18 protein-coding genes are annotated in these 25,175 nt (G+C 51.4%); 14 read left to right on the top strand and 4 right to left on the bottom strand.

What is annotated here, in order from left to right:
• Positions 1-84: 84 nt before the first annotated feature.
• Together BHAP_RS06720 and BHAP_RS06715 are read right to left on the bottom strand one after the other, a co-directional pair.
• The gene (locus BHAP_RS06720; RefSeq protein WP_094729962.1) at positions 85-390 is read right to left on the bottom strand and encodes a HigA family addiction module antitoxin; all 306 of its coding nucleotides are present in this window, start codon (positions 388-390) and stop codon (positions 85-87) included.
• Positions 362-649 carry a type II toxin-antitoxin system RelE/ParE family toxin gene (locus BHAP_RS06715; RefSeq protein WP_094729961.1) on the bottom strand — a complete coding sequence of 96 codons (288 nt, stop codon included), beginning with the start codon at positions 647-649 and terminating at the stop codon, positions 362-364. Before BHAP_RS06715 ends, BHAP_RS06720 begins: the two co-directional genes overlap by 29 nt.
• Positions 650-743: 94 nt before the next feature.
• Here BHAP_RS06715 and BHAP_RS12225 point away from each other — a divergent pair, with 94 nt between their 5' ends.
• The 4 genes from BHAP_RS12225 (at position 744) to BHAP_RS06700 (ending at position 6,301) form a co-directional block, all read left to right on the top strand.
• Complete coding sequence (locus tag BHAP_RS12225) at positions 744-1,076, top strand: Mbeg1-like protein (protein ID WP_476693324.1); 333 nt, start codon at positions 744-746, stop codon at positions 1,074-1,076.
• 299 nt (positions 1,077-1,375) lie between these two features.
• Entirely contained in the window at positions 1,376-2,299 is a 924-nt protein-coding gene (locus tag BHAP_RS06710) for a LysR family transcriptional regulator (RefSeq protein WP_094729960.1), read from the top strand.
• 136 nt (positions 2,300-2,435) lie between these two features.
• Positions 2,436-4,382 (top strand): ABC transporter ATP-binding protein, encoded by a 1,947-nt coding sequence (locus tag BHAP_RS06705; protein ID WP_211279699.1) that lies wholly within the window; start codon positions 2,436-2,438, stop codon positions 4,380-4,382.
• A gap of 29 nt (positions 4,383-4,411) precedes the next feature.
• Entirely contained in the window at positions 4,412-6,301 is a 1,890-nt protein-coding gene (locus BHAP_RS06700) for an ABC transporter ATP-binding protein (protein WP_094730021.1), read from the top strand.
• Between the two features lie 82 nt (positions 6,302-6,383).
• On the opposite strand, the gene BHAP_RS06695 is transcribed toward BHAP_RS06700, so the two are convergent.
• Complete coding sequence (locus BHAP_RS06695) at positions 6,384-7,013, bottom strand: HAD family hydrolase (RefSeq protein ID WP_094729958.1); 630 nt, start codon at positions 7,011-7,013, stop codon at positions 6,384-6,386.
• A 499-nt stretch (positions 7,014-7,512) separates the two neighbouring features.
• On the opposite strand from BHAP_RS06695, the gene kdpA reads away from it, so the two are divergent.
• The 5 genes from kdpA (at position 7,513) to BHAP_RS06670 (ending at position 15,815) form a co-directional block, all read left to right on the top strand.
• A complete protein-coding gene (kdpA, locus tag BHAP_RS06690; protein WP_094729957.1) occupies positions 7,513-9,189 on the top strand; it encodes a potassium-transporting ATPase subunit KdpA in 1,677 nt (558 codons plus the stop codon).
• A gap of 1 nt (position 9,190) precedes the next feature.
• Positions 9,191-11,365 carry a potassium-transporting ATPase subunit KdpB gene (gene kdpB / locus BHAP_RS06685; RefSeq protein ID WP_094729956.1) on the top strand — a complete coding sequence of 725 codons (2,175 nt, stop codon included), beginning with the start codon at positions 9,191-9,193 and terminating at the stop codon, positions 11,363-11,365.
• Positions 11,366-11,396: 31 nt separating this feature from the next.
• Positions 11,397-12,023, top strand: coding sequence for a potassium-transporting ATPase subunit KdpC (gene kdpC / locus BHAP_RS06680; RefSeq protein WP_094729955.1), 627 nt, complete (start codon positions 11,397-11,399; stop codon positions 12,021-12,023).
• A 184-nt stretch (positions 12,024-12,207) separates the two neighbouring features.
• Positions 12,208-15,120 carry a DUF4118 domain-containing protein gene (locus tag BHAP_RS06675; RefSeq protein ID WP_275542102.1) on the top strand — a complete coding sequence of 971 codons (2,913 nt, stop codon included), beginning with the start codon at positions 12,208-12,210 and terminating at the stop codon, positions 15,118-15,120.
• Positions 15,117-15,815 (top strand): response regulator transcription factor, encoded by a 699-nt coding sequence (locus BHAP_RS06670; RefSeq protein WP_094729954.1) that lies wholly within the window; start codon positions 15,117-15,119, stop codon positions 15,813-15,815. The genes BHAP_RS06675 and BHAP_RS06670 overlap by 4 nt, the downstream gene beginning before the upstream one ends.
• Before the next feature lie 90 nt (positions 15,816-15,905).
• On the opposite strand, the gene BHAP_RS06665 is transcribed toward BHAP_RS06670, so the two are convergent.
• Positions 15,906-17,798, bottom strand: coding sequence for a bifunctional ADP-dependent NAD(P)H-hydrate dehydratase/NAD(P)H-hydrate epimerase (locus tag BHAP_RS06665; protein ID WP_420807721.1), 1,893 nt, complete (start codon positions 17,796-17,798; stop codon positions 15,906-15,908).
• Between the two features lie 258 nt (positions 17,799-18,056).
• Here BHAP_RS06665 and BHAP_RS06660 point away from each other — a divergent pair, with 258 nt between their 5' ends.
• From BHAP_RS06660 to BHAP_RS06640, 5 genes are all read left to right on the top strand, one after another.
• Complete coding sequence (locus tag BHAP_RS06660) at positions 18,057-19,505, top strand: UTP--glucose-1-phosphate uridylyltransferase (protein ID WP_094729952.1); 1,449 nt, start codon at positions 18,057-18,059, stop codon at positions 19,503-19,505.
• Positions 19,506-19,698: 193 nt separating this feature from the next.
• Positions 19,699-21,642: a helix-turn-helix transcriptional regulator gene (locus BHAP_RS06655; protein WP_094729951.1), complete on the top strand. Its 1,944-nt coding sequence runs from the start codon at positions 19,699-19,701 to the stop codon at positions 21,640-21,642.
• Positions 21,643-21,692: 50 nt separating this feature from the next.
• Positions 21,693-22,010, top strand: a complete 318-nt coding sequence (locus tag BHAP_RS06650) for a hypothetical protein (protein WP_094729950.1) — start codon at positions 21,693-21,695, stop codon at positions 22,008-22,010.
• 7 nt (positions 22,011-22,017) lie between these two features.
• The gene (locus tag BHAP_RS06645; RefSeq protein ID WP_094729949.1) at positions 22,018-24,648 is read left to right on the top strand and encodes a DEAD/DEAH box helicase; all 2,631 of its coding nucleotides are present in this window, start codon (positions 22,018-22,020) and stop codon (positions 24,646-24,648) included.
• 85 nt (positions 24,649-24,733) lie between these two features.
• On the top strand, positions 24,734-25,081 hold the full coding sequence (locus tag BHAP_RS06640; protein ID WP_094729948.1) for an RNA polymerase-binding protein RbpA: 348 nt from the start codon (positions 24,734-24,736) through the stop codon (positions 25,079-25,081).
• Positions 25,082-25,175 lie beyond the last annotated feature (94 nt).

The raw sequence follows: 25,175 nt of genomic DNA, 5'->3' as shown, positions 1-25,175 counted from the left end.
GAGTTGTTGATCGAGAGGCGAGTTTGCTTCTCGATCAGCAACTCCTCGGAATGCTGATCGGTTCGGCAACCGAGCGGCATCGTGTTATGCGGTGATGAGTGGGCGGATGTCGCCGAGACTGGTCGGATCGAAGGTAAGTAGATCATAATCGTTCTGGAGATTGCTCCAGAATTCCGCGGTGGTGCCGAGTGCTTTGGACAGTCGCCATGCCATCGCAGTGCTAATGCGACGTTTGCCGTTGATAATCTCTCCGATAGCGGTTTCGCTCACGCCGATTGCCTTGGCGAGCCGGTAGCGACTAATGCCGAGTGGCTGGAGGAATTCTTCGTTGAGAATCTGGCCTGGCGTGCTGTAGTAGTTGTTAGTTGTGGTAGTCGTCGAAGTAGACATCGGTTGCCTCCCTATTGATTTCATCCCATCGGAATACGAGTCGCCATTGCTGGTTGACGCGAATACTCCAATAGCCTTGTAAATCGCCTTTAAGTGGTTCGAGCCTGTTACCGGGTGGTATGCGTAAGTCTCGCAGCTCGCGTGCTGCTTTGAGCATCTGGAGCTTGCGCATGAGGATGCGCTCAAGACCGGCTGGATAGCCTTTGGGGTATCGACCTCCATAGAGGAAGTCGGTGAGTTCCTTGGTTCTGGTTTCCACAATCTTATACTAACGCAATACGTTACTAACGTCAAATGTTACCATATTGTTGAGATCGTTGAATATCGCGTAACCGTATGCAACGGTATTACTGATGGGAGGCACGGCACGGGTAATATCACCGACGACATTAGAGTCAACTTTGACATATACGCACAGCGGCCATTCAACGAAACGGATAGTCTGGCGTTGTCTTAACTGGCGTACGCTCGCATGCCTAGTAACGTGTCATGTTATTGGGATACTATCAATGGTTTGCGCGACGATTACACGCAAACCATCACGATACACCGTCGTGCATAACGATGACGTCGGTATTATGCAACACTTCGCACTCAGCTGGCAGGTTGATCACGGATTTTCGCACAAGCCGACGGTCTGTCAACCAGCTCCAGATATCTCGCTCGTACCATCAACGACTGGATGAGTAAATACGTGTGACGAACACAGGCGGAATTTCATCGAAAACCTGTTCTCTATTCTTGAAGCCGGCGGATATGCTACGTTCGGCGAACTCACAGCACATTGGACACAATCATTGCCACTTATGCTCGCCCGCGCCCGCGTTGTCGATCCAGCAGACCGAGAAGTGGCACTCGCTATCGTCAAAGGCTTAGTCTCTTCTGCTGCCACAGCAGTCATTCCATCTGCACTGTAGTATGTGGGAATAAGGATGCGGTATATAATCTGATATACCGTATCGGGGGAGTGCTATAACTTTTATTTATGACACTGCTGCAGTTGAAATATATTGTCAAAATTGTTGAATGCGGGTCCATGAATGAGGCGTCGCACGAATTGTACGTTTCTCAGCCCGCGTTGAGCTCATCCGTGAAGGAACTTGAGAACGAACTAGGCATTGAGATCTTCACTCGCTCATCACAAGGTATCGCGCTCACCGTCGACGGCGCGGAATTCCTCACCTATGCCCGCCAAGTGCTCGATCAGGCTGCATTGCTTGAAGAACGCTACAAGAATGCTAAGCCGCGCAAGCAGCTGTGCTCCGTGTCCACCCAGCACTACATGTTTGCCGTTGAGGCGTTCGTTGAGATGATCAACTCTATCAAGTCCGACGAATACGAGTTCACGATTCGCGAGACGCGCACCAAAGATATCATTAATCAGGTTGCCAACATGCTCTCCGAAATCGGTATCCTCTATCTTTCGGACTTCAACAAGGATGTCATCGGCAAACTGTTGCGTGAAAAGCATCTTGAATTCCATCCGCTGTTCCGTGCACCGTTGCATGTTTTTCTTGCACGTACAAACCCGCTAGCAACCAAGAAGCGGCTCACGATGAATGATCTTAAGCCGTACCCGTTCATCCAGTACGAGCAGGGCGAAGATGGCAGTTTTTATTTCGCTGAAGAAGCGGTCTGGCCTGAATATAACCCGAAGCAGATCAATGTGACCGATCGCGCTACGATTTTGAACTTCATCGTTGGTCTTAACGGGTATACGGTGTGCACCGGCATCGACAATGGCGATCTCAACAATGAGAAGATCGTCACGGTACCGCTCGACTCCGATGAGACGATGCTGGTGGGGTGGATCACGAACGAGCGTGCGAAACTGTCGAAGGCAGCTGAAGACTACTTGTCTAAGTTGAAGTCAGTGGTCGCCTCCCACGGTTATAAGCTCATTGACTAAATAAACCATAATCTAGCGAAGCTGCCGGCAGACGTATACGTATCGCCGGCAGCTTCACCATTGAATAAAACCATTATTCATGGCCATTATGCGGGATATATGAGCAACTACAGGCCCACGATGTTGCTAGGCTGAGATGGTTTGCACATGCATGGAAGCCAGCGAAGTAGGAGAGCAACACGTGAAGACAGTAAAGGTACTGTTTCGGCATATCACCGGCTTTGGTCGAGATTCGATTCTGACACCATTATGGATGATCGGTGAAGTAGCTTGTGAGATGATCATTCCGTTGCTTATGGCCACGCTTATTGATCAGGGTGTTGAACGTGGCGATATGAGTGTAATCGCACGCACGTCCGGTATTATGATTGCAGTCGCATTATGCGGGCTCACGTTTGGTTGCTTGGGTTCAGTGTTCGGTTCACGTGCGGCTACCGGTATTGCAAAGAACTTGCGGCAAGATCAATATGACAATATACAAACGTTCTCGTTTGCGAGTATTGATCGATTTTCTACACCGAGTTTGGTCACGCGTCTGACGACTGATGTGATGAATATTCAAAACGCGTACATGATGATTTTGCGTATGGTGCCACGCGCGTTTTCGAGTCTCATTATCGCCATGTGTATGGCCTTCGTGGTTTCTGGCACGATGGCATTGATTTATCTCGGAGCGGTTGTCGTTCTTGGTGTGGTTCTTGGCGTACTCATGAATATTGCAGCGAAATACTACCGTCAAGCATTCCCTGAATATGATGCGATGAACGAGTCAGTTGAGGAAAATGTTACAGCTATTCGCGCGGTGAAAGCGTTCGCCCGCGAGCCGATGCAGATCAACGTGTTCAAAGTCACGTCAAAACGAATCTACGATATTTTCATGAAGGCCGAACTCGTGCTGTCTTCGGTTGATCCAATCATTCAGATCACAGTATGGGGCTGCCTGCTGCTGATCAGCTGGGTCGGTTCGCACCTAATCGTGCAGAACCAGCTGACGACCGGCGATCTGACGAGCTTGCTCATGTACTGCATGAATATTCTCATGAGTTTAGTTATGCTCTCAATGACGATTGTTATGATCACGATGTCTGCTGCGAGCGCGCGTCGTATCGCTGAAGTGCTCGACGAGAAGGATGATATGCCGGTAGCGGCGCATCCAGTTGAGACTGTTGCTGATGGTTCGATTGAATTTAGCCACGTCAGTTTTGCGTATCCTGTTGTCAAACTTTCTGAAAATGATCCGGCTGCTAAGCGTCGAGCTGAAGCCACTCGTCAGCTTATTACTAAAGGCCCGGAAAACGTACTCACGGACATCAATCTAACGATTCCTTCTGGTTCGGTAGTTGGTATTATCGGTGGCACTGGTTCGTCGAAGTCTACACTGGTTAATCTTATTCCGCGCTTGTATGACGTTACTGGTGGTTCGCTTAAGGTTGGCGGCGTGGATGTGCGTGATTATGATCGCAATGTGTTGCGCGACAAGGTTGCTGTTGTGTTGCAAAATAATGTGCTGTTTTCTGGCACGATTTTGTCCAATATGCGTTGGGGTAAACCAGATGCAACTGTTGAGGACTGCAAACGAGTCTGTGCGATCGCATGTGCTGACGAATTTGTTGACCGACTGCTTGATGGGTACGAGGCAAAGGTTGAACAGGGAGGTCAGAACTTTTCTGGAGGTCAAAAACAGCGTTTATGTATTGCTCGAGCACTGTTGAAGGACCCGAAAGTGTTGATTTTGGATGATTCCACTTCAGCGGTTGATACTGGCACGGATGCGAAGATTCGCCGTTCGTTTGCTAGTCAAATGCCTGATGTGACGAAGATTATTATCGCGCAGCGCATTTCCAGTATTCAAGATGCTGACATGATTATTGTGCTCGATGATGGGCGAATCAGTGGCGTTGGCACACATGACGAACTCGTACGTTCCAACGAGATATATCGTACGATCGTTGACCTGCAGACGCGTGGCGGTGGCGACTTTGATGAGGAGCAGTTTGCGCAACTGTCTGATACCAACACTGCGATAGCCAGTGGTGCTCACAGCGATACCGTTGATACCAATGATGATAAGGAGGCACGCTGATGCCGGGACCACGGGGTAATGCTGGTCGTATGGCGGCCGAAGCAAAAAAGGGACGTGAACTCGATCATCCGTTCCGCACGTTTATGCGTCTCATGCAATTCGTGTTCAGCATGTATGGCTGGCAGTATGGTGTGGTGATCGCGCTTATTGTTGTAACGATCTATGCGCAAGTACGCGGCAATCTTTTCTTCCAGACACTGATTGACAACTACATTACGCCGATGCTTAAGTCCGGTGATCACGATTTCGGGCCGTTATTAAGTGCGGTTGGTGTGATGGCAGCAATCTATGCGGTCGGTGTTGTTGCCGCCGCGATCAGTGCGGTGCTCAAAGTGTTCATCACGCAGGGTTTCATGATGAAGTTGCGCAATCGCATGTTCACACATATGCAAAAACTGCCGCTTGGATATTTTGACACGAATTCTCGTGGCGATGTGATGAGCTTGTACACCAACGATATTGATACGTTGCGTCAAATGGTGTCCCAGTCGATTCCTCAAATCATCAACTCGTTGTTCAGTATTGTCATGATTTTGTTGAGCATGATTTATCTGAGCGTGCCCCTTACTGTAGTGGTACTCGTAGTGTCAGCGTTGATGATCTGGATGACGAAGATTATGACCGGTAAATCTGGCACGTTTTTCTCGCGTCAACAGAAATCAGTGGGCGCACTCAACGGTTATGTTGAAGAGATGATGAGCGGACAGAAGGTTGTCAAGGTATTTACCCATGAGCAGGCTGCGAAAACTGATTTTCGCACGCTCAATGATGCTTTGTTTGACGCGTCGAATAAAGCAAACATGTTTTCTGGATTCCTTGGGCCAATTAATAACCAGCTCGGTTACGTGGCATACGTATTGTGTGCGCTTGTCGGTGGCTGGCTGGCGGTCACTGGTACGACTGGGTTGACGTTGGGTGGTTTGGTAAGTTTCTTAACGTTCGTGAAGAGTTTCACTATGCCGATTAGTCAGGTGAGTCAGCAGCTTAACGCAATTGTGATGGGTCTGGCTGGCGCAGATCGTATTTTCAAATTGCTTAATCAGCAGGAAGAATCGGATGATGGACAGACGACATTAGTGAGTGTACGTCGTGATTCTGCATCCGATGCGCTGGTCGAAACAACTGATCGTACTGACCAGTGGGGTTGGCGTGCTGCAGATGGTCAGATTACGCCGATGCGTGGCGATATTCGACTTGATGATGTGACATTCAGTTACGTGCCGGGCAAAACAGTTCTGCACGATATGACCATGTTTGCTAAGCCTGGCCAGAAGATCGCACTCGTTGGTTCGACTGGTGCAGGCAAAACCACGATTACGAATCTGATTACGCGCTTTTACGATATTGATTCCGGTACGATCACATATGACGGTATTGATATTAGGAATATTCATAAAGCTGATTTGCGACGTTCGCTTGGCATGGTACTGCAGGATACGCATTTGTTCTCTGGCTCGATTATGGAGAACATTCGTTTCGGTCGGCTTGATGCAACTGATGAAGAAGTGATTGCTGCAGCGAAACTTGCAAACGCGCACACGTTTATTGAGAAGTTGCCGAATGGATATGATACGCAGCTGACGGGGGATGGCGCATCGCTAAGTCAAGGCCAACGGCAGATGCTGGCTATTGCGCGTGCTGCGGTCGCTGATCCTCCTGCGCTGATTCTTGACGAGGCAACATCATCGATTGATACGCGTACTGAAGCACTCGTGCAGGAGGGTATGGATGAGTTAATGAAGGGACGTACTACGTTTGTGATTGCGCACCGTTTGTCAACCATTCGCAATGCTGATTGCATTATGGTGATTGAAGCAGGTCGTATTATCGAACGCGGTACGCATGATGAACTCATCGCCCAACAGGGACGCTACTACACGTTGTATACAGGTCTTAAAGGGCGATCGCAAGAGGTTTGATCATGATATAGATCATTGATATAGGGTGGGCTTTTCCTTGTTGAATAACAAGGAAAAGCCCACCCTATTCGTGGAGCATTTACTACAGTCGTACACCAAGCGAGGAAAGTGATTCACGGGCTTGTAACGCATTGTCAAACAGTATGCCGTGAATACCAACCTCATTCGCGCCAACAATGTTTTTCGCAGTGTCGTCAAAGAAGACACACTGTGACGCGTTGAGATTAAACCGGTTCAACGTCAACTCATAAATATCAGCATTTGGCTTATGCATCTTCTCCACGCCCGACACAACAGTGCCATCAAGCAATTCAGCAAGCCTTGGGAACTTATCAAACGCAACATGGAACGTTTCATGCGACCAATTCGTTAAACCCCAAACGCCATAACCATGACGTTTAAGATCCGCAAGCAATTCCACCATACCGGGCATCGTACGAGGTAATGCGTCATCGTAATGATCAATGTAATAGCGGAAGATCTGCGCAATATCCTCGCCCTGTTCACTCACCACATCAGGGTAAATGCTCGCAAAATCCTCGCCCGCATCCATACGATCCTCATAACGGAAGAACCCATGCGGATCGTCAGCAGCACAAATACGTGCAACCACTTCATCGGGGAAATGGCCAGTTAAACATGCGCGTGTATCCCAATCAAGCAGTACACCGCAGAAATCAAAAATGACATCAGTGATAGGGGAGTCGGCCATACAAGCTCCTTATACATACTTATACATATGAGACAATATTCGTGCCCGTATAACCAGTGTACGAACAAAGCTGATATATCTAATAACACACGCAAATGTTAGTAAACCGTTAGCAAATCGCCGCACAAAACCTTCACAATCGTATGTGAGCCGTAAAAAATCCTCACACCACCAAACATCGTTCATACGATAGAACATGCAATGACCCGATGAAGCGTACGTCGTCATGCCCGAGAGGGTACGACTAAGACGCAACATCGGGTTTTGTTCGATGGTAAGGAGAAAGACATGCCCTGGTGGGTTGATGTTGCCTATGTGGTCGGCACGATCGTGGTATTCGTCCTGTTCGACCTGTTCGGAAAGTGGGTGGACAAGCTATGACCGTCCTGTTTGACGTCCTTGGCGCGGTACTCGCGGTTGCTGGGATCATCTACATGATCTATTCGCTGTGCCGTCCTGAGAAGTTCTGAGAAACTTAGGAAGCAAAGGTCTCATCACTATGGTGTACTTTTTCGCGGTAATGGCGTTTGCGTTAATTGCCATTATCCTAGCGGCAATCTACAAGCCGCTGGGTGACTACATGTACAATGTGTTCACATCCGACAAAGATCTCTTCTTCGAAAAGTGGATCTACAAAATCATCGGCGTGGACTCCAAGAAGGGCCAGACATGGAAAGCATACCTGCGCGGTGTGCTTGGATTCTCCCTGCTGAGCGTATTGGTACTCTACCTGCTCCAGCGCATCCAGCACTGGCTCCCCTTCAATCTGGGCTTTGACAACGTGCCCGGCCCGCTGGCATTCAACACTGCTGCATCGTTCGTTACCAACACGAACTGGCAGTCCTACTCGCCAGATGTGACCCTCGGCTACACCGTTCAGTTCGCCGGCCTTGCCGTACAGAACTTCGTATCTGCAGCCGTCGGTATCGCCGTCGCCATCGCTCTTGTGCGTGGCTTCGCATGGCGCAAGTCCGACACAATCGGCAACTTCTGGGTCGACCTGACTCGTTGCACTATGCGCATCCTCATGCCGATCGCCATTGTCATGGGCATCATCCTCATGGGCCTCGGTGTTGCACAAAACTTCGCAGGCTTCGTCAACGTGACGACCATCGCAGGCAACAATCAGTCCATCATGCAAGGACCGGTCGCATCACAGGAAGTCATCAAGGAACTCGGTACTAACGGTGGTGGCTTCTTCAACGCCAACTCCTCACACCCGTACGAGAACCCGAACATGTGGACCAACCTCATCGAGATCCTCCTCATGCTGTGCATCCCGGTCGCACTCACCCGCACATTCGGCCGCATGGTCGGCAACATCCGCCAAGGATACGCACTGCTCGGCGCAATGGTCATCCTCTTCGGCATTAGCTTCCTGTGCGTCGTGACCGCCGAATCCTTCTCAGTCGACCCGATCACCACCCTCACCGGTGGTTCGATGGAAGGCAAGGAAAACCGCTTCGGCATCGTTTGGTCCGGCCTATTCGGCACCACCTCAACCTCAACCTCAACCGGTGCAGTCGACTCCATGCATGACTCGTACACGGCCCTCGGCGGCATGATGTACCTGTTCAACATGATGCTCGGCGAAGTCAGCCCGGGCGGCGTTGGCGCAGGCCTCTACGGCATCCTCGTCATGGCCGTCGTTGCCGTATTCATCGCCGGCCTCATGGTTGGTCGTACCCCTGAATACCTCGGCAAGAAGATCGGTCCACGTGAAATGAAGATGGCATCCCTCTACTTCCTCGTCATGCCGATCACCGTAGTCGTCGGTGTATCACTGAGCTTCGCACTGCCATTCGCACGCGAATCAGTCTTCAACACCTCGCTCAACAACAGCGGCAACCACGGCTTCTCCGAAGTGGTATACGCCTTCACCTCGGCAGCCAACAACAACGGCTCCGCGTTCGCCGGCCTCACCGCCGACACCCCGTGGCTTGACACCGCTCTCGGCATGGCCGTCCTACTCGGCCGCTTCCTGCCGATCGCGCTCGTGATCGCACTCGCAGGATCGCTTGCCAAGCAGGACATCGTCCCGGCAACATCCGGCACGATGAAGACCGACACTCGTCTGTTCGCCTTCCTGCTCGTGTTCGTTATCTTCATTATTTCCGCGCTAACGTTCTTCCCGACACTTGCACTGGGACCGTTAGCAGAAGGTTTGGTGGCGTGATATGACTTCCGCAACTGTCAACGACGTGTCCGTCGACGCGAACGCGCTCGCAGACAACGTCAAGAAAACCAACAACAAGTCGCTTGGTGCTATGCTTGGCAAGAGCCTGCCGGATGCGTTCCGCAAGTTCGACCCGCGCAACATGTGGCACAACCCCGTCATGTTCATCGTGTGGGTGGGTGCTGCATTCCTGACGCTGCTTGGTATTTGCCAACTGTTTGTCCCAGCACTTACTAAAGGCGAGCCTGTCTACTTTACGTGGATTGTTGCAATTGTCCTGTGGCTGACGGTTCTGTTCGCTAACCTCGCTGAAGCTGTGGCTGAAGGCCGTGGTAAGGCACAGGCTGACGCGCTGCGTCGTACGCGTACCACTACGCCGGCTCATATTGTTAAGGGCTATGACGAGAAGAACGACCCTGATGTGCGTGGACCGGAACATGGTGAAGGCCCTGCATACATCGAAGAGGTTCCGAGCTCGGAATTAAAGCTCGGTGACGTGGTCGTGGTCTCCGCTGGCGAACTGATTCCTGGTGATGGTGACATCATCTCTGGTATTGCGTCAGTCGATGAGTCCGCTATCACTGGTGAATCTGCTCCAGTTATTCGTGAATCCGGTGGTGACCGTTCGTCCGTGACCGGCGGCACCCGTGTCCTGTCTGACCGCATCGTAGTGCGCATCACGCAAAAGCCTGGCGAATCGTTCGTCGATAAGATGATCGCGCTTGTCGAAGGTGCGAACCGTCAGAAGACGCCGAACGAGATCGCGCTTGACGTGCTCTTGAGCTCGCTGACGATCATCTTCCTCGTGGTGGTGCTGTGCATCAATCCGCAGGCAAGCTCTGTCGATACGTCGGTAAGCCTTACGGTACTGGTTGCTCTGCTGGTTTGCCTTATCCCGACCACCATCGGTGCTCTTTTGAGCGCTATTGGTATCGCAGGTATGGATCGTCTGGTCCAGCACAACGTGCTCGCCACTTCTGGCCGTGCTATTGAGGCCGCTGGTGATGTCACTACGCTGCTGCTTGACAAGACTGGTACGATCACGTACGGCAACCGTCAGGCATCTGAATTCCATGCACTGCCGGGTGTCACTCACGATGAAATCGCTAAAGCTGCGGCGTTGAGCTCGCTCGCTGATGCGACACCTGAAGGTCAGTCCATCGTCACTCTTGCTCGCGAAGAAGGCTTTGAGCTTGACGAAGTTCCGGGATCGACGCCAGTCGCATTCACCGCAGAAACTCGTATGTCCGGCCTTGATCTGCCGAACGGCGATCGCATCCGCAAGGGTGCTACCTCCGCTGTTGAAGCGTGGATTGACAAAGAAGGCGGCACGTTGCCAGCCGAAGTGCGCGATGCGCTGCACGATCGTGTCAACGCAATCTCTGGTCAAGGCGGCACCCCGCTTGTTGTCGCTGAACAGTACGCGAACGGCGAAGTCAAGGTGCTCGGCGTCGTCCAGCTCAAGGACGTTGTCAAGAAGGGCTTGAAGGAGCGTTTCGCTGATCTGCGTAAGATGGGCATTCGCACCGTTATGGTCACTGGCGATAACCCGCTGACCGCTAAGGCTATCGCTCAGGAAGCTGGCGTTGACGATTTCATCGCTGAAGCTAAGCCTGAAGACAAGCTGCGTTACATTAAGGCTGAGCAGGCTAAGGGCCAGCTGGTCGCTATGACCGGTGATGGTACGAACGACGCCCCGGCTCTCGCCCAGTCTGATGTCGGTGTGGCTATGAACTCTGGTACTTCCGCTGCGAAGGAAGCCGGCAACATGGTCGATCTCGACTCCGACCCGACCAAGCTGATCGATATTGTTCAAATCGGTAAGCAGCTGCTCATCACCCGTGGTGCACTGACTACCTTCTCTATCGCCAACGATATTGCGAAGTACTTCGCAATTATTCCGGCCATGTTTATGGAGAAGTTCCCGGGCCTCGGCCTGCTCAACATCATGGGCTTGCACAGCTCACTGTCCGCAGTGCTCTCGGCAATCATCTTCAACGCAATCATTATTGTGCTGTTGATTCCGCTGGCGCTTAAGGGTGTCAAGTACCGCGCTGAAGCATCTGAGAAGATCCTCAGCCGTAACCTGAGCATTTACGGTCTAGGCGGTATTGTTGCGCCGTTCGTTGGCATCTGGATCATCGACCTGTTCGTCCGTCTGATCCCGGGCTTCTGATCGAACGGAAACTTAGGAAAGAGTGAATGCAATGAAGAACAGCATTTCATTGAATCTGCGCAGCTATTGGGCTGGATTCAAAGCCGTGATCGTCTTCACCGTCATTGTGGTTGTCTACACGTTCGTGATGACCGGCATCGGCCAGCTCGGTATGCCTGACAAGGCTAATGGCTCGCTCGTCAAGAACGCAGACGGTGAAGTTGTCGGCTCATCGCTGATCGGCCAGTCGTTCGTTGATGCGAACGGCGACGCGCTGCCTCAGTACTTCCAAGCTCGCCCGTCTGCAGCATGTGTTGATGACAACGACAAGGCATGCTACAACGCTGCTGGCTCCACCGGCACCAACAAGGGCCATCAGGACGAAGATCTCATCAAGTCTGTCACCGACCTGCGCAAGCAGATCGCTGAGCGCGAAGATGTGAGCGTTAAGGATGTTCCGGCAGACGCCACTACGTCATCCTCTTCCGGCCTTGACCCGCATATCAGCCCCGAATACGCTGCTATTCAGGTCAAGCGTGTCGCCAAGGAACGTGGTCTGAGTGAAGAAGAGGTTGAAAAGCTGGTTCGTGAGAACACTACTGGCCGTGGCCTCGGCTTCGTCGGTGAGCCTGTGGTGAACGTGGTCACGCTGAACCTCGCACTTGACAATCTCAAGTAAGCTACAAGTAAGCAAAAGTGATCGTCGTGTGATGCGCTACATCCATACAACGCATCACACGATTTCGACACAAGCGTAAGCGATGAAGGACGTTTTGGCCGCGATGGCCTTCGCCCTTCATCGCTTTTTGCGGTATTGTCATATATATGTACGGCCGGCGGTGGCCGAGAGGGGATAATACAAATTGGCAAGGGCACGAGGATCGTTCAGGGTGTTGCTCGGCGCTGCACCCGGTGTGGGTAAGACCTGCGCCATGCTTAAGGAAGGCCGCCGGCTCAAGTCCGAAGGTAAAGACGTAGTTATTGCACTGCTTGAAACGCATGGGCGTAAAGCTACAGAACGTGAAGCCAAAGGACTCGAACGGGTACCATTACGTCGTACTCGGTATCGTGGCATGTGGCTCGAAGAAATGGACTTGTTTGGCGTTATTGAGCGCCATCCAGATGTGGCGCTTGTCGACGAGCTCGCCCATACCAATGCTCCAGGCTCTATGCACGACAAACGTTGGCAAGACGTTGAAGATTTGCTAGATGCTGGCATTGACGTTATCACCACGATTAACGTGCAGCATATTGAGTCACTCAACGATGTGGTTCGCGAGATTACCGGTAGCACGCAAAAAGAAACAGTGCCAGATAAAGTATTGCGTTCTGCCACGCAGGTTGAGCTCGTCGATTTGCCTCCTGAAGGTCTTCGCGAACGCCTCTCTGCCGGTCTTGTCTACAAACCTGATCGTGTTGATGCGGCACTGAGTAATTACTTCCGCGTCGGTAACCTTACCGCCTTGCGTGAGCTAGCACTGTTATGGTTGGCTGGTCGTGTTGACGAAGCGCTTAAGGAATACCGTGACGAACACCATATCAACGCCAAATGGGAAACACGAGAGCGTGTCATTGTCGCTCTGTCTGGAGGGCCAGAAGGCGAACAGTTACTACGACGTGGTGCTCGTGTAGCGCGCGCATCTGGCGGTGGCGATCTTATTGCCGTACATGTGACTTCCGAAGATGGCCTTGCCGGGTCAAATCCTGGTCTTTTAGTTAAACAGCGTGCGCTCGTTGAACAGCTTGGGGGTACGTATCATCAGATTGTTGGTGAAGATATCGCCGACGCGCTCCTCGATTTTGCTCGCGCGAACAACGCTACTCAGGTGATCGTCGGCGTATCACGGCGTAGTGCAGTCAGTCGTTGGTTTGGTAGGCCATCGGCAACCACTGGCATCATTTCTAAATCAGGCGATATTGATGTTCATATCGTCACTCACTCGTTCGCAGCCCAAGGTTTCCGACTCAAGTTACCGTCGCACAAAACAGCAGTTGATCCGCGACATCGACTCGCTGGACTTGCATTTGCATGTTTGTCAGTACTGTCAGTCAGCTTATTGTTATCTGTTTTCAGTAATCCGACAGCAGGGCAACGTGACGCGCTTATTTTGCAGTTACTCGTTGTCGTCTCCGCAGTGATCGGCGGCATCGTACCAGCTATAACCGCAGCTATACTCAGCGGCTTAGCGTTGGACTTCTTCTATACTGCTCCAGTCGGCACCTTTCACGTAATGCGCGCTTCCGACGTTGTAACGATCATACTGTATGTGATTGTCGGCGTGATTGTTTCATCTGTTGTTGATCGAGCCAATACTCGCGCTCGTGAAGCTCAACGAGCTAGTGCAGAATCGGAAATTCTCGCGAACGTGGCTGGAGCTGTATTGCGCAGTGATGACCCATTGCAAGCGATTGTGCGTCGCACTCGTGAAGCATTCGGATTTGATTGCGTGCGTGTTATACGCGATAAACGTATCCTTATGTCTGACGGTGAGCCGATCGTCTCACCGAACGTAAGTGATAAGGACGATAATCTGCACGACACTATCACGTTAGACGGATCTGTACACGCGCCGTCTCTTGAATTGTATGGTCGTGCAATTGAAGCGTCTGATCAACGTATGCTTATGGCTATCCTGTCGCAAATCCAAGCAGTTATCGAGCATAATGATCTTGAACGCAAAGCCAAGGAAGTTGGTCCTCTTGCCGCCGCAGAAAAGGTGCGTACTGGTTTGCTCAATGCAGTAAGCCACGATCTACGCCGTCCTCTGGCTTCGGCTACTGCAGCTATATCTGGTTTGCAACGTATCGGTGACCGTATGAGCGAGCAAGATCGTCATGAGTTGCTTGCAGTCGCTGCCAATGGTTTGAGCCAGCTAACGAAGCTGGTAACTGATCTACTTGACGTATCTCGTCTGCGTGAAGGCGCGTTGCCACTTTCGCTCGTTGCTACTGATGTGGGAGAGACAGTTATTTCAGTATTCGACGAACAAGGCATAGAACCGTGGTCAGTTGATATTGATATTGCTCCCGAACTGCCGCTTGTTGTCGCTGATCCGCCGTTGCTGCGTCGTGCGTTAGCGAACGTGTTGATTAACGCCATGCGATTTACTCCGGATGGTCGGCGTGTTCGTATTTCCGCGTCAACATTCAACGGTCTGGTTGAGATTCGCGTTGCCGATCAAGGTCCAGGTGTACCTGATGACCGTAAGAACGACATTTTCCTGCCCTTCCATCGACTCGGTGATACCGATAACAAAACTGGGCTTGGACTTGGTATGGCTTTGTCCAAAGGATTCGTGGAATCGATGGGCGGTACGATTACGCCTGAAGACACTCCAGGCGGAGGTTTGACAATCGTTATTGCGTTGCGCGCTGCAGATCCAGCGTTACATTCGAGTCAACCGATTCCTAAGAGTCAGCAACCCGATCCCAATGAAATTCTCGCTCAAGATACGTTGAACGTTTCTGGCGCAGTATCAGACGTTATTTTACCGTTGCCCGGTAATGGTAACTCTGATGAGCGTGGTCTTGACCGATTCATCAACTATGGCATTATGCGTGGCGGGCCAGCTGATGATGCCGCGAGCGATAACACAACGACTGATAATACAGAATCGGCCAATGAAATTGATAATAACGTTGATCAGTCAGCTAATAACGAGTCTGCAGCTCAACATGATAATGAAACCGTTGCAGAGCCGAGTGACAGTGCTATAGCAGCTGATACACCCAATGATGACCGTACCCATGACCCTAAGGAAGGAACGGATCGATGAAGATACTGGTAGCGGACGATGATCCGCAATTCCTCAAAGCATTAAAAATTACATTACACTCGCAGGGCTATGCTATTGTGACTGCACGCGACGGCGTTGAATGTATTACAGTCGCTGTACGCGAGCACCCCGATCTATTCGTGCTCGACCTTGGCATGCCCAAAATGGATGGTATGGGCGTTATTCAAGGTGTACGCGGATGGACTGATGCGCCGATATTAGTCGTTTCTGGTCGTACTGATGCGCGAGAAAAAGTTGCGGTGCTTGATGCTGGCGCAGATGATTATGTGACAAAGCCTGTGTCGATTGATGAACTGTTAGCTCGTATTCGAGCCCTGCTGCGTCGCGTCCCACAAAATGGTGAGAACGATAATGAAACACCTTCAGTATCATTTGGTGACATAACCGTAGATCTGACAGCACATGCGGTATTTCGTCGGTCATCGTCCGGACGGCAGAGTCGTGTACGTTTGACACCAACCGAATGGAAAGTACTTGAAATGTTGGTGCGTAATGCTGGCCGACTTGTTACTCGTCAAGATTTGTTAACTGAGATCTGGGGTGCACAACATGTGAATGATACCGGTTATCTACGGTTGTATATTTCACAGTTGCGTAAAAAGATAGAACCAGACCCAGCACATCCACGCTATCTGAAAACTGAACCCGGAATGGGATATCGATTGGACGTGTGACAAGCCAGTAATGTGTTGTGTTTCGTATAGTTAGTTTCTTCTGATTGCCGAGAAGCTAACTATACGAAACACAGGGACACAGTATGTTACCTATGACAGCAGCTGTGCAAACGCACTTGGAATAGCTGCAATTACATCAGATGCGACAATCGGGTGTCCAAGAGAGCCAACCGAATGCCGAAGAGCGGTACCGTACACTGTAGGTGGATTGAACCCACGCTGATCAGAGCCAGAAGCAACTGCGGCAGCATAGCCGTGCAGGTATGCAGCAGCCGCTACGGTATCCATAATCGATTCGTCCTCATCCTGCTGCGCGAGTAATGCACCGGTCATACCAGCGAGTACATCGCCTGCTCCTGCAGTAGCTAGCCAAGCTGGAGCACGACCTGCAACGAGTACACGTGGGCGCGTATGAGTTGTCGCCTCTGACGTAGCATTATCACTAAAATCAATTTCGTCGGCTTCATCTCCATCCAATGACCCGGCTGATGTTCTGCGAGCTGTTTGTGTTTGTGCGTCAGATGTTGCTGTGTGATCGTTGAGCGCAGTATCGGCAATGCCACTATGCTCACCGACGATAATGCTAACCGCGCCCTTTAACAGCACAGTTGCACCTGTGAGCTCATGCGCACGCATCGTCCATCGCAACGGTTCAAGTTGTACATCATGCGCATCTACATCTTCACCACGATCGCGCAGTAAAGCAGCCAATTCGCCAGCATGAGGAGTGAGTACTACTTGTGATGGTACTTCTTGTGGCAATAGATCTAATGCGCCGGCGTCTACCACAACCGGTGGCATCTCGAACGCAAGATCAGGATCATCACTGTTGACATCCACTGCATAATGTGACAGCAACTTCGCAATTGTCTGTCGCTGCACATCAGCATCGTCCTCATCCGCAACACCGTCAGGAACGCCAGAACCCACAACCCACGATTGGACACGACCTTTACCAATCACAGCCTCCGGCACTGCAGACAGCACCATAGTTCGAGTACGCTCTGGTCCCATATAGCGAATCATGCCTACGTTCGTAGCACTTGCAGCACGGCAAGACAGAACAGCTGCTCCCGGATATCTCACAGAGCCGGTAATCAGCCCAGTTACACCGCGCGTATACTTCGTATCTGCCAAACGCGGCAAGCGAATTGCATCGCTCACGTTGTCGCCGGATACGGCTTCAACTAACGGCTGGTATGGTTCAGGGTCGAAACCAAAATCAACAAGCGTAACGCGACCGCATGCATACGAAGCAGGAGGTAACATAGCACACGGTTTGAGCGCGCCAAACGTTACTGTCACATCAGCCGGAATATATGGACCATTGATAGCCCCATCATCCACGCCGACACCAGATGGCACATCAACTGCAACGACGAATGGAAACTCACCAGCCGTATCGCCATCCGGCAGCGCAGTACGGTCGGGAACACTGTCCTCAACGCCGAGTGATGCCGCCATTGTGCCAGCAATACCACGTAGTGCACCGTCTAACCCAATTCCAGTCATTGCATCAATGATGACGTGAGCATGCTGTGCTAATTCGACAGCTGCACGCAGTCGTTCGCCAGCCTCGCCAGCGCTGAAACCAGCTGCACAGCCAGGAATCTCAGACTCAGGATTGAGAATGAGTATTTTACCGCCAGAGCGTACAAACGCAGCGAACGCTTCTTCATGAATAGTTCGACCTACTGCTACAGCTGTTACAGCAGCGCCGCTTTCAGCGAGCGCTGCTGCCGCGTACAGACCATCACCGCCATTGTCTCCCGAACCAACAAGCAGGGTAATGCGTGCATCATCAAGGGCTATGCCTTCATCGTCGAGCAGATGAGCGACGGTATGCGCTAATGCTGTTGCCGCCATGCGCATCAGGGGAGTGCCATTGTCTAGCAAGGGTCGTTCCATCGCGCGAACATCGGATGCGCTATATGCGGCATGACGCAACATATGTAGTCTCGTTCCGTCGTTCTGCTCAGCCACATTGGTAGCCATTAACAACCCCCTTGCCTCTAGTCTTGCGCGTCGCCACGTAGCGAAACGCTGTATCAGTACCACTCTACTCGTATTCGTATTGTTTTGCTGGACGCTGGCTTACTGTTTTGTCCAAGTAGAGTCGACGTGCGACTGTGAGTTCCCAAACACGCTCGCACAATCCATATTCACGCAGAATTCACTGAATAACGCTCTTGAGGGGGTAAGATACTTCGATTATCGGCTAGACTAGTCACAGTCTCGGCAATGAACAGGAAGGAATGTGCAGTGACTGACGTGTTCGACCTCTCCGCGAACAAGATGCGCGACGCTGGCATGAGTGATGTCGCTATCGCGCAGTTTAAGCGGCTGTATGATGTGTGGCGCAATGAAGAGTCCAGCAGTTGGATTCGCGAATCAAGTATAGAACCACTCACTGGTGTGCCGAGTTTCCACGATGTATACGAGACGATCGACCATGAAAAGGCGATTGGAGCGTTTGAAAAGACGGCGTTTTTGAAGCTCAATGGTGGTTTGGGTACGTCGATGGGCTTGTCGTGTGCAAAGTCGCTGCTGCCGGTGCGTCGTCATAAGGCTAAGCAGGTGCGGTTTATCGACATCATCATCGGACAGGTGCTCACTGCTCGTAATCGTCTCGGTGTGCCGCTGCCATTGACGTTGATGAACTCGTTCCGTACGTCTGAAGACACGATGAAGGTTATTAAGCGTAACCGTAAATTCCATCAAAGCGATATTCCGGTGGAAATCGTGCAACATCAGGAACCTAAGATCGTAGCGGCTACTGGTGAGCCAGTGTCGTTCCCGGCTAATCCTGAGCTGGAATGGTGCCCGCCGGGTCATGGTGATCTGTTCTCCACGATTTGGGAGTCTGGCTTACTCGACAAGCTTGAAAGCAAAGGCTTCAAGTACCTGTTTATCTCCAATTCAGATAATCTTGGTGCTCGTCCGTCTCGTACGCTTGCACAGCATTTTGAGAATACTGGTGCTCCGTTCATGGTTGAAGTTGCAACGCGTACCTATGCGGACCGTAAGGGTGGTCATATTGTGCGCGATAAGGCTACCGGTCGGCTCATGCTGCGTGAGATGAGCCAGGTGCATCCGGACGATAAGGCTGACGCGCAAAATATTCACAAGCACCCGTACTTCAACACGAACAGTTTGTGGGTGCGTATTGATGCGCTGAAAGCTAAGCTCGCTGAGTATAACGGTGTGCTGCCGCTGCCCGTGATTCGAAATCACAAAACTGTTGATCCGACCGATTCGAATTCGACACCGGTTATCCAGCTGGAAACCGCGATGGGTGCAGCAGTGAGCCTGTTTGACGGTGCAATTTGCGTACAGGTGGACCGTATGCGCTTCTTGCCGGTTAAGACTACTGATGATCTGTTCATTATGCGATCTGACAGATTCCACCTTACGGACTCGTATGAGATGGAGGATGGTAACTACATTTTCCCGAACGTGACGCTCGATCCTCGCTATTACAAGACGATTGCTGACTTCGATGAGCGCTTCCCGTATGGGGTTCCGTCGCTGGCTGCTGCGAACTCGGTGACGATTGACGGTGACTGGACGTTTGGCCGCGATGTGATCTTCTTCTCGGATGCCAAGCTCACTGATCAAGGTGAGCCAAGCTACGTACCGAATGGCGAATATGTCGGTCCTCAAGGCATTGAGCCGGATGACTGGGTGTGATCGACACGTTTATGGCTCATTTCCGCGTGTTTTACGCTATTAGGTAAGACACGCGGAGATGAGCTAACAGGAAAAACAATGGTCTTTTTTCGGGAAAATGACGCCATCGGCAAAAATAGCCTCTAATATGGAGTGAAGGTGCCGCGGATGCGGTGCACACTTAAAACGAAATGCTAACGATACGTGAGGACTAATGGCAGAGGGAACCAACGGAAGGCGGCGTTTTTCCGACAAGTGGGGCAAGCACGAGCTTGATGTATTAGCCGTATTGTCATCCGCGTTTCCGCAATGGCTTACCTCCCGTCAGATCGCGCAGCGCGTGAAGGCCTACGCCGACTCGTACGGGGAGCTTGCGGACCAGGCAGCGAAGGCGGCATTTGCCAAGCAATTCCAGCGAGACCGTGCTAAGCTCGCTGCGATGGGCATCGCTATTGAATCGCGTCAGCCTGAATATTCGTCCAAGTCTGAAGGTCAGGATTTTGCATCCTACCGACTCCAGCTCGGTGACGAACCGCGCATCCGGCTTCATTTTGAGCAGGATGATTTGCCAGTGTTGGCGGCAGCGAATTACCTGGCTCGCTCTATTTCGGTATCATCTACCTCAGCTAAGCAGGAACAGGCACAGCAGCATGCTTCGCGCACTACGCCGCGTGTACCGCAGACTCCGATTCCTGGTCTCGGTCTTGACTCGATTGCACCGGGTCTTGGTACTCAGACTATTCCTGAGACGCTGGTTAAGGTAATTGATTCACGTCGCTTTGCTGCAACAGTTGATGTTGACGGTGAGCATATCAATGTGGCATACACCGACTCTGACGATCTTGCAATGTTCGTTCTCGAACATCCCGGTGCGTATGTTGTCAGCCCGCAGGAGGCTGTCGCTGCATTCCATCGTCGTCTCAACGCTGCCACGCAGTTTGTACTGGCGGACGAGTCTTCAGGAGACAATAGTGCGACTGTAGTTACTTCGGCAATCAGCAGTCATCATGATCACGATGAGGACGATGATGATCCTGAACTATCGAAGGCACATCAGAAGAAGAACACCTCGTTCCAGACTGGCAGTGAAGTTGACCGTCGACTGCGTCTTATGCTGTTCTTGTCCGCGCATTTGGGTGAAGAATACTCATTGGCAGAGCTCGCTGAGCGATTCATTGGCAAAGCCAAGAGCGATGATGAGCTTAAGAAGCATGTGAACGTTATCCACAAGGATATTAATACACTCACCACTGTTTCTGACGATGGAGAAATGGCTGGAAGTCAGTTCTTCGATATCGACTGGTCGTTGCTTGATGCTGAAGGTATTGTGTCGGCAACCAACTCGCTTGGCTTAGAGAGACTTGCTGGTATCTCACCACAGTATTTGAGTCTGTTGACCGCATCGGTAAGCTATCTGGCGCATTCTCCATTGTTGCCTGAAGAGCAGCGAGATCAGGCTCGTTCACTCTATGAGCGTCTTCACGCGCATGTTGTGCCGGGGGAGACTCCGTGGTTGAGCTTGACCGGATATGAGCTTGAGCCGCGTAGTTTCTCTGCGGTGAAGCGTGCTATTGCTACTGACTCGTTACTCGATATGGAGTACACCGATGGTGCAGGCCGTACGCGTCGTAAGCTCGTTGCTCCCGCGAAGATTTTCGTGGATGAGGGCGTGTACTATGCGGCTGTGTGGACCGATGTGGCTGATGCGGCTCCGAAAGACAAACAGCATCTTGTGCAAAAGGATACGCGGATTAACAAGGCGAATGGCAAGCCACGCATTTGGCAAGTATTGCGTCTGGCCCGTATTGAGAAAACTGAGCTTGTCAAGCCACTCCAGCCGGTTGTCATACCTGATGTGCCAGTGAATGAACTGCGCAAGTGGAGTTTTGATAACGGTACGGCTGCTGTATTCATTACCGATGAGCCAGATTTGTCCTTCCCGAAGACGCTTTCAGGAGCAACTGTTGAGCCGTACGGAAACGGTCAGAAGGTGCATCTGACTGTATCGTCCGATTCGTGGTTTGTGGCATTCTGTATCGCGCATGCTCGGCATATTACCGCTGTTGCTCCAGAAACATTGCGTACCATGATTATTGCACGCGCGCAGCGTGAGCTGAGTATCAGCCAGCACGAAAATGGTACTGACAGCGAGGATTAAACACAGATTACTGGGCTGTAGACGAGAGTAGACAATAAAGGAGAATGGCTATGCCGTGGTGGATCTGGCTGTTGCTTGCATTGTTCATGATCGCCATGATCGTTGCAGGCGTGGCGTATGCCATTATCCATGCAATGCGCGGCCTGCGTAACGTTGCACCGCTTGGTGCACGGTTCAGTGAGCTGATGAACGCCATGCAGGATATCGGTTCTGTGGATGATAATGCAACGGATACGGTTCCATCATTCGTGGAACCGTTAACCGTGACTGCTGATCGATATGCCGAAGCTCATGCTCGTGTTATCGAACGCCAAGCTGCTACACGAGAACGTCACGTCCGTCAATGGGCCGAATGGAATAACAAGTAGTAGGATCATGCCCCGTCATCATCGCAATACTTCATCTGACGCATCAACGGTATCACTATCTGCGGCACAACGGTATGCTCACTTTCGTAAAAGTCAAGTACGAGCTCGATCATTAGCCGCACAGTTCGCCGCGACGCTACCGTTTGATATTGATGATTTTCAGCAGGAAGCTAACGACGCTCTTGAAGCAGGACGGAACGTGCTTGTTGCAGCGCCAACTGGTGCAGGCAAAACAGTTGTGGCTGATTTTGCCATGTTTCTTGCTCAGGAACGTAATGTTAAAGCGTTTTACACTACACCAATCAAAGCGCTGAGTAATCAGAAATATCATGATCTCGTCGCCATATACGGTTCAGACAAGGTTGGGCTTCTCACTGGCGACACGTCGGTAAACTCTGAAGCTGATATCGTCGTCATGACTACGGAAGTGTTGCGCAACATGCTCTATGAGCACTCGACAACGCTTACCGCACTCGGCTATGTGATTCTCGACGAAGTGCATTATCTCGCTGACCGATTCCGTGGCCCAGTGTGGGAAGAAGTGATTATTCATCTGCCGCAATCGGTGCGCATCATCGGATTGTCTGCGACTGTATCGAACGTTGAAGATTTCTCGCAGTGGATTACCTCAGTGCGTGGAGAGACAACACTGGTTGTTTCCGAGACACGACCAGTACCGCTCGAACAGCATGTACTGGTGCAGGCAGACGATCATACTGAACCAGAGCTTATTGATTTGTATCAACATGATGAGCACGGTCGACAAACGACCAAACTCAATGCTGAACTGGTGAGCCGTCTCGATCAGCTCGATCGGAAAGCAGCTCGGCGACGCGGTGAGGAAAGACCTTCTAAATACAGCAACAAGCATGGTCGCGGTCATGGTGGGCGTGTTCCAGAGCGGCAAGAGCGCAATAAACCGGAACGTCATACTCCGAAACGTTGGGCAGTTGTTGACGAGCTTCATTATCTCGATATGTTGCCCGGTATCTACTTTATTTTCTCGCGTAACGGGTGTGATCAAGCAGTTGAACAGTGCATTAATGCTGGTCTTGAGCTCACTACCGATGAAGAGGTACGTCGTATTCGTCATATTGTTGACGAAATGGTTGAAGGCGAACTGTCAACTACTGATCTTAAAGCGCTCGGTTTCTCCAAGTTCCGTTTCGCGCTCGAAGAAGGTTTCGCCTCGCATCATGCGGGCATGATCGCGCTCTTCCGGCAGATTGTCGAACGTCTGTTTGAAGAGGGACTCGTTAAGGTAGTGTTTGCCACTGAAACCTTGGCGCTTGGTATCAACATGCCTGCACGTTGTGTTGTAGTAGAAAAACTTGAGAAATTCGATGGTACGGGTCATGTACAGCTGACGCCGGGGGAGTTTACTCAACTCACTGGCCGAGCTGGTCGGCGTGGCATTGATACGATTGGTCATGCTGTTGTGGTTGATCATCGTGGTTTTCTACCGTCTACGGCTGCAGCGTTGTCTAGTAAGCGCGTGTACCCGCTTCATTCCAGTTTCCGGCCTACGTTTAATATGGCTGTTAATTTGCTGAACTCAAGTGATTACGAAACAGCTCGTATTACGCTTGATCATTCGTTCGCACAATGGGAAGCGAACGAATCCGCATGGCAGCTTGAATCGCAAATTGATACGCTTGAGAAAGCTCTTGCTGGATATGAGCGCGCGTTCGTGTGCGATCATGGTGATTTTCGCGAATTCATGACCATCCGCATGCGACTGTCTGATCTGGAGAAAACTGGCCGACGTAAACTTAAGCAGACTTCATTCCGCACTGATAAGCAGCGTAAGGCTGCATTCCTAGAGCTTGATCAGCAAATTGCTGAGCTCAAAGAGGCTGATCGTCAGCATCCTTGCCGTACTTGTCCAGATTTGCAGCAGCATCTTAAATGGGGTCATCGCTGGGCTCGTGAGACTCGTGAACTTGAACGGGTGCGGGATCGGTATGATTCGCGGACGGGTTCAGTGGCACGGCAGTTCGACCGCATTTGCGATATCCTGTACCGTCTCGGCTATCTTGAACACGATAATCACACTGATGGTATCGCTGAACAAACTGCAGAATCTGTAACGCGTACTGGATATCGGTTGACTGAACGCGGCCAGTTACTGCGACGACTCTACAGTGAACAAGATCTCGTGCTTGCACAAGCGATTTGTGCTGGTACGTTTGCTATGTTGCCGCCGCAGTGTTTAGCTTCGGTATTGTCTTCATTGATTTATGAAGCACGACGTGGTAGCGGGGGAGAACCGCGTCATTATCCGGGTGGTACGCAAGGGCCGGTAGCTTGGGCGGCTCAAGAGCTGCGTGGTATTCACGGTGAGATTCGCATTGAATGCGAAGATGCTGGCCTTGAAGCACCTGCTCAATTGGATTTCGGCATTGTCGACATCATGTACTCGTGGGCTGATGGTGAAGAACTGTCGACAATCTTACGTGGCACTGAACTGACTGGCGGTGACTTTGTTCGCAATGCCAAGCGCCTGGCTGATATGTTGCAGCAGATTGCTACAGCAGCACCATTGCTAGGGGAGTCTGGCGAGGCTCTGTCTCGTACTGCACGTGAGGCGGCCAATCAAGTTAACCGTGGTATTGTCGCGTATTCAGGCGTTGACTAACCGATGCACACTGATGAACTCGGGAATAGTGTGTGCGTCCCAACTGTTCGATAACGTAGTACGGATCGTGATCTAAGGAGGAATTATGGCGGAACGTAGCTTGAGAGGTATGAGTATTGGTGCGAAGTCGCTGGAGTCTGACGAGAATGTTGATTTCGCGGCGCGCACTGAGGTAGCTTATATCTGTCCGAAAGGTCACCGTACGATTCTGCCGTTCGCAGACGGTGCTGAGGTTCCTGAGGAATGGGAGTGCCGTTGTGGTGCCACTGCGCATCGCGAAGGCGAAGGTGATCAAGAGCCGGATGAGATTACTAAGCCGACTCGCACGCATTGGGATATGCTTCTTGAACGTCGTAGTGAAGAAGAGCTCAAGGCATTACTTGATAAGCGACTGCAAATGCATCGTGAAGGTTGGATTCCCGATTACGAGTGATCAGTGAACGTGCCGCTGTGCCTGTTCTGTGTTCACGTGAGCGCAAATAACGTGTGAACAACACATGAATCAATGCCCGGTCATGATGGCCGGG

Source organism: Bifidobacterium hapali, assembly GCF_002259755.1.
Classification (GTDB): domain Bacteria; phylum Actinomycetota; class Actinomycetes; order Actinomycetales; family Bifidobacteriaceae; genus Bifidobacterium; species Bifidobacterium hapali.
The sequence above is the reverse complement of the archived record's forward strand: the minus strand, read 5'-3'. Positions and strand labels throughout refer to the sequence as shown.

Excerpts from the sequence above, each read along its gene's own strand:
- BHAP_RS06670 (WP_094729954.1), top strand. The coding sequence starts at position 15,117 with ATGAAGATACTGGTAGCGGACGATGATCCGCAATTCCTCAAAGCATTA.
- kdpA (WP_094729957.1), top strand. The coding sequence starts at position 7,513 with ATGGTGTACTTTTTCGCGGTAATGGCGTTTGCGTTAATTGCCATTATC.
- BHAP_RS06700 (WP_094730021.1), top strand. The coding sequence starts at position 4,412 with ATGGCGGCCGAAGCAAAAAAGGGACGTGAACTCGATCATCCGTTCCGC.
- BHAP_RS06695 (WP_094729958.1), bottom strand. The coding sequence starts at position 7,013 with ATGGCCGACTCCCCTATCACTGATGTCATTTTTGATTTCTGCGGTGTA.
- BHAP_RS06705 (WP_211279699.1), top strand. The coding sequence starts at position 2,436 with ATGGTTTGCACATGCATGGAAGCCAGCGAAGTAGGAGAGCAACACGTG.
- BHAP_RS06650 (WP_094729950.1), top strand. The coding sequence starts at position 21,693 with ATGCCGTGGTGGATCTGGCTGTTGCTTGCATTGTTCATGATCGCCATG.
- BHAP_RS06640 (WP_094729948.1), top strand. The coding sequence starts at position 24,734 with ATGGCGGAACGTAGCTTGAGAGGTATGAGTATTGGTGCGAAGTCGCTG.
- BHAP_RS06720 (WP_094729962.1), bottom strand. The coding sequence starts at position 390 with ATGTCTACTTCGACGACTACCACAACTAACAACTACTACAGCACGCCA.
- BHAP_RS06645 (WP_094729949.1), top strand. The coding sequence starts at position 22,018 with ATGCCCCGTCATCATCGCAATACTTCATCTGACGCATCAACGGTATCA.
- BHAP_RS06655 (WP_094729951.1), top strand. The coding sequence starts at position 19,699 with ATGGCAGAGGGAACCAACGGAAGGCGGCGTTTTTCCGACAAGTGGGGC.
- kdpC (WP_094729955.1), top strand. The coding sequence starts at position 11,397 with ATGAAGAACAGCATTTCATTGAATCTGCGCAGCTATTGGGCTGGATTC.
- BHAP_RS06710 (WP_094729960.1), top strand. The coding sequence starts at position 1,376 with ATGACACTGCTGCAGTTGAAATATATTGTCAAAATTGTTGAATGCGGG.
- kdpB (WP_094729956.1), top strand. The coding sequence starts at position 9,191 with ATGACTTCCGCAACTGTCAACGACGTGTCCGTCGACGCGAACGCGCTC.
- BHAP_RS12225 (WP_476693324.1), top strand. The coding sequence starts at position 744 with ATGGGAGGCACGGCACGGGTAATATCACCGACGACATTAGAGTCAACT.
- BHAP_RS06660 (WP_094729952.1), top strand. The coding sequence starts at position 18,057 with ATGAACAGGAAGGAATGTGCAGTGACTGACGTGTTCGACCTCTCCGCG.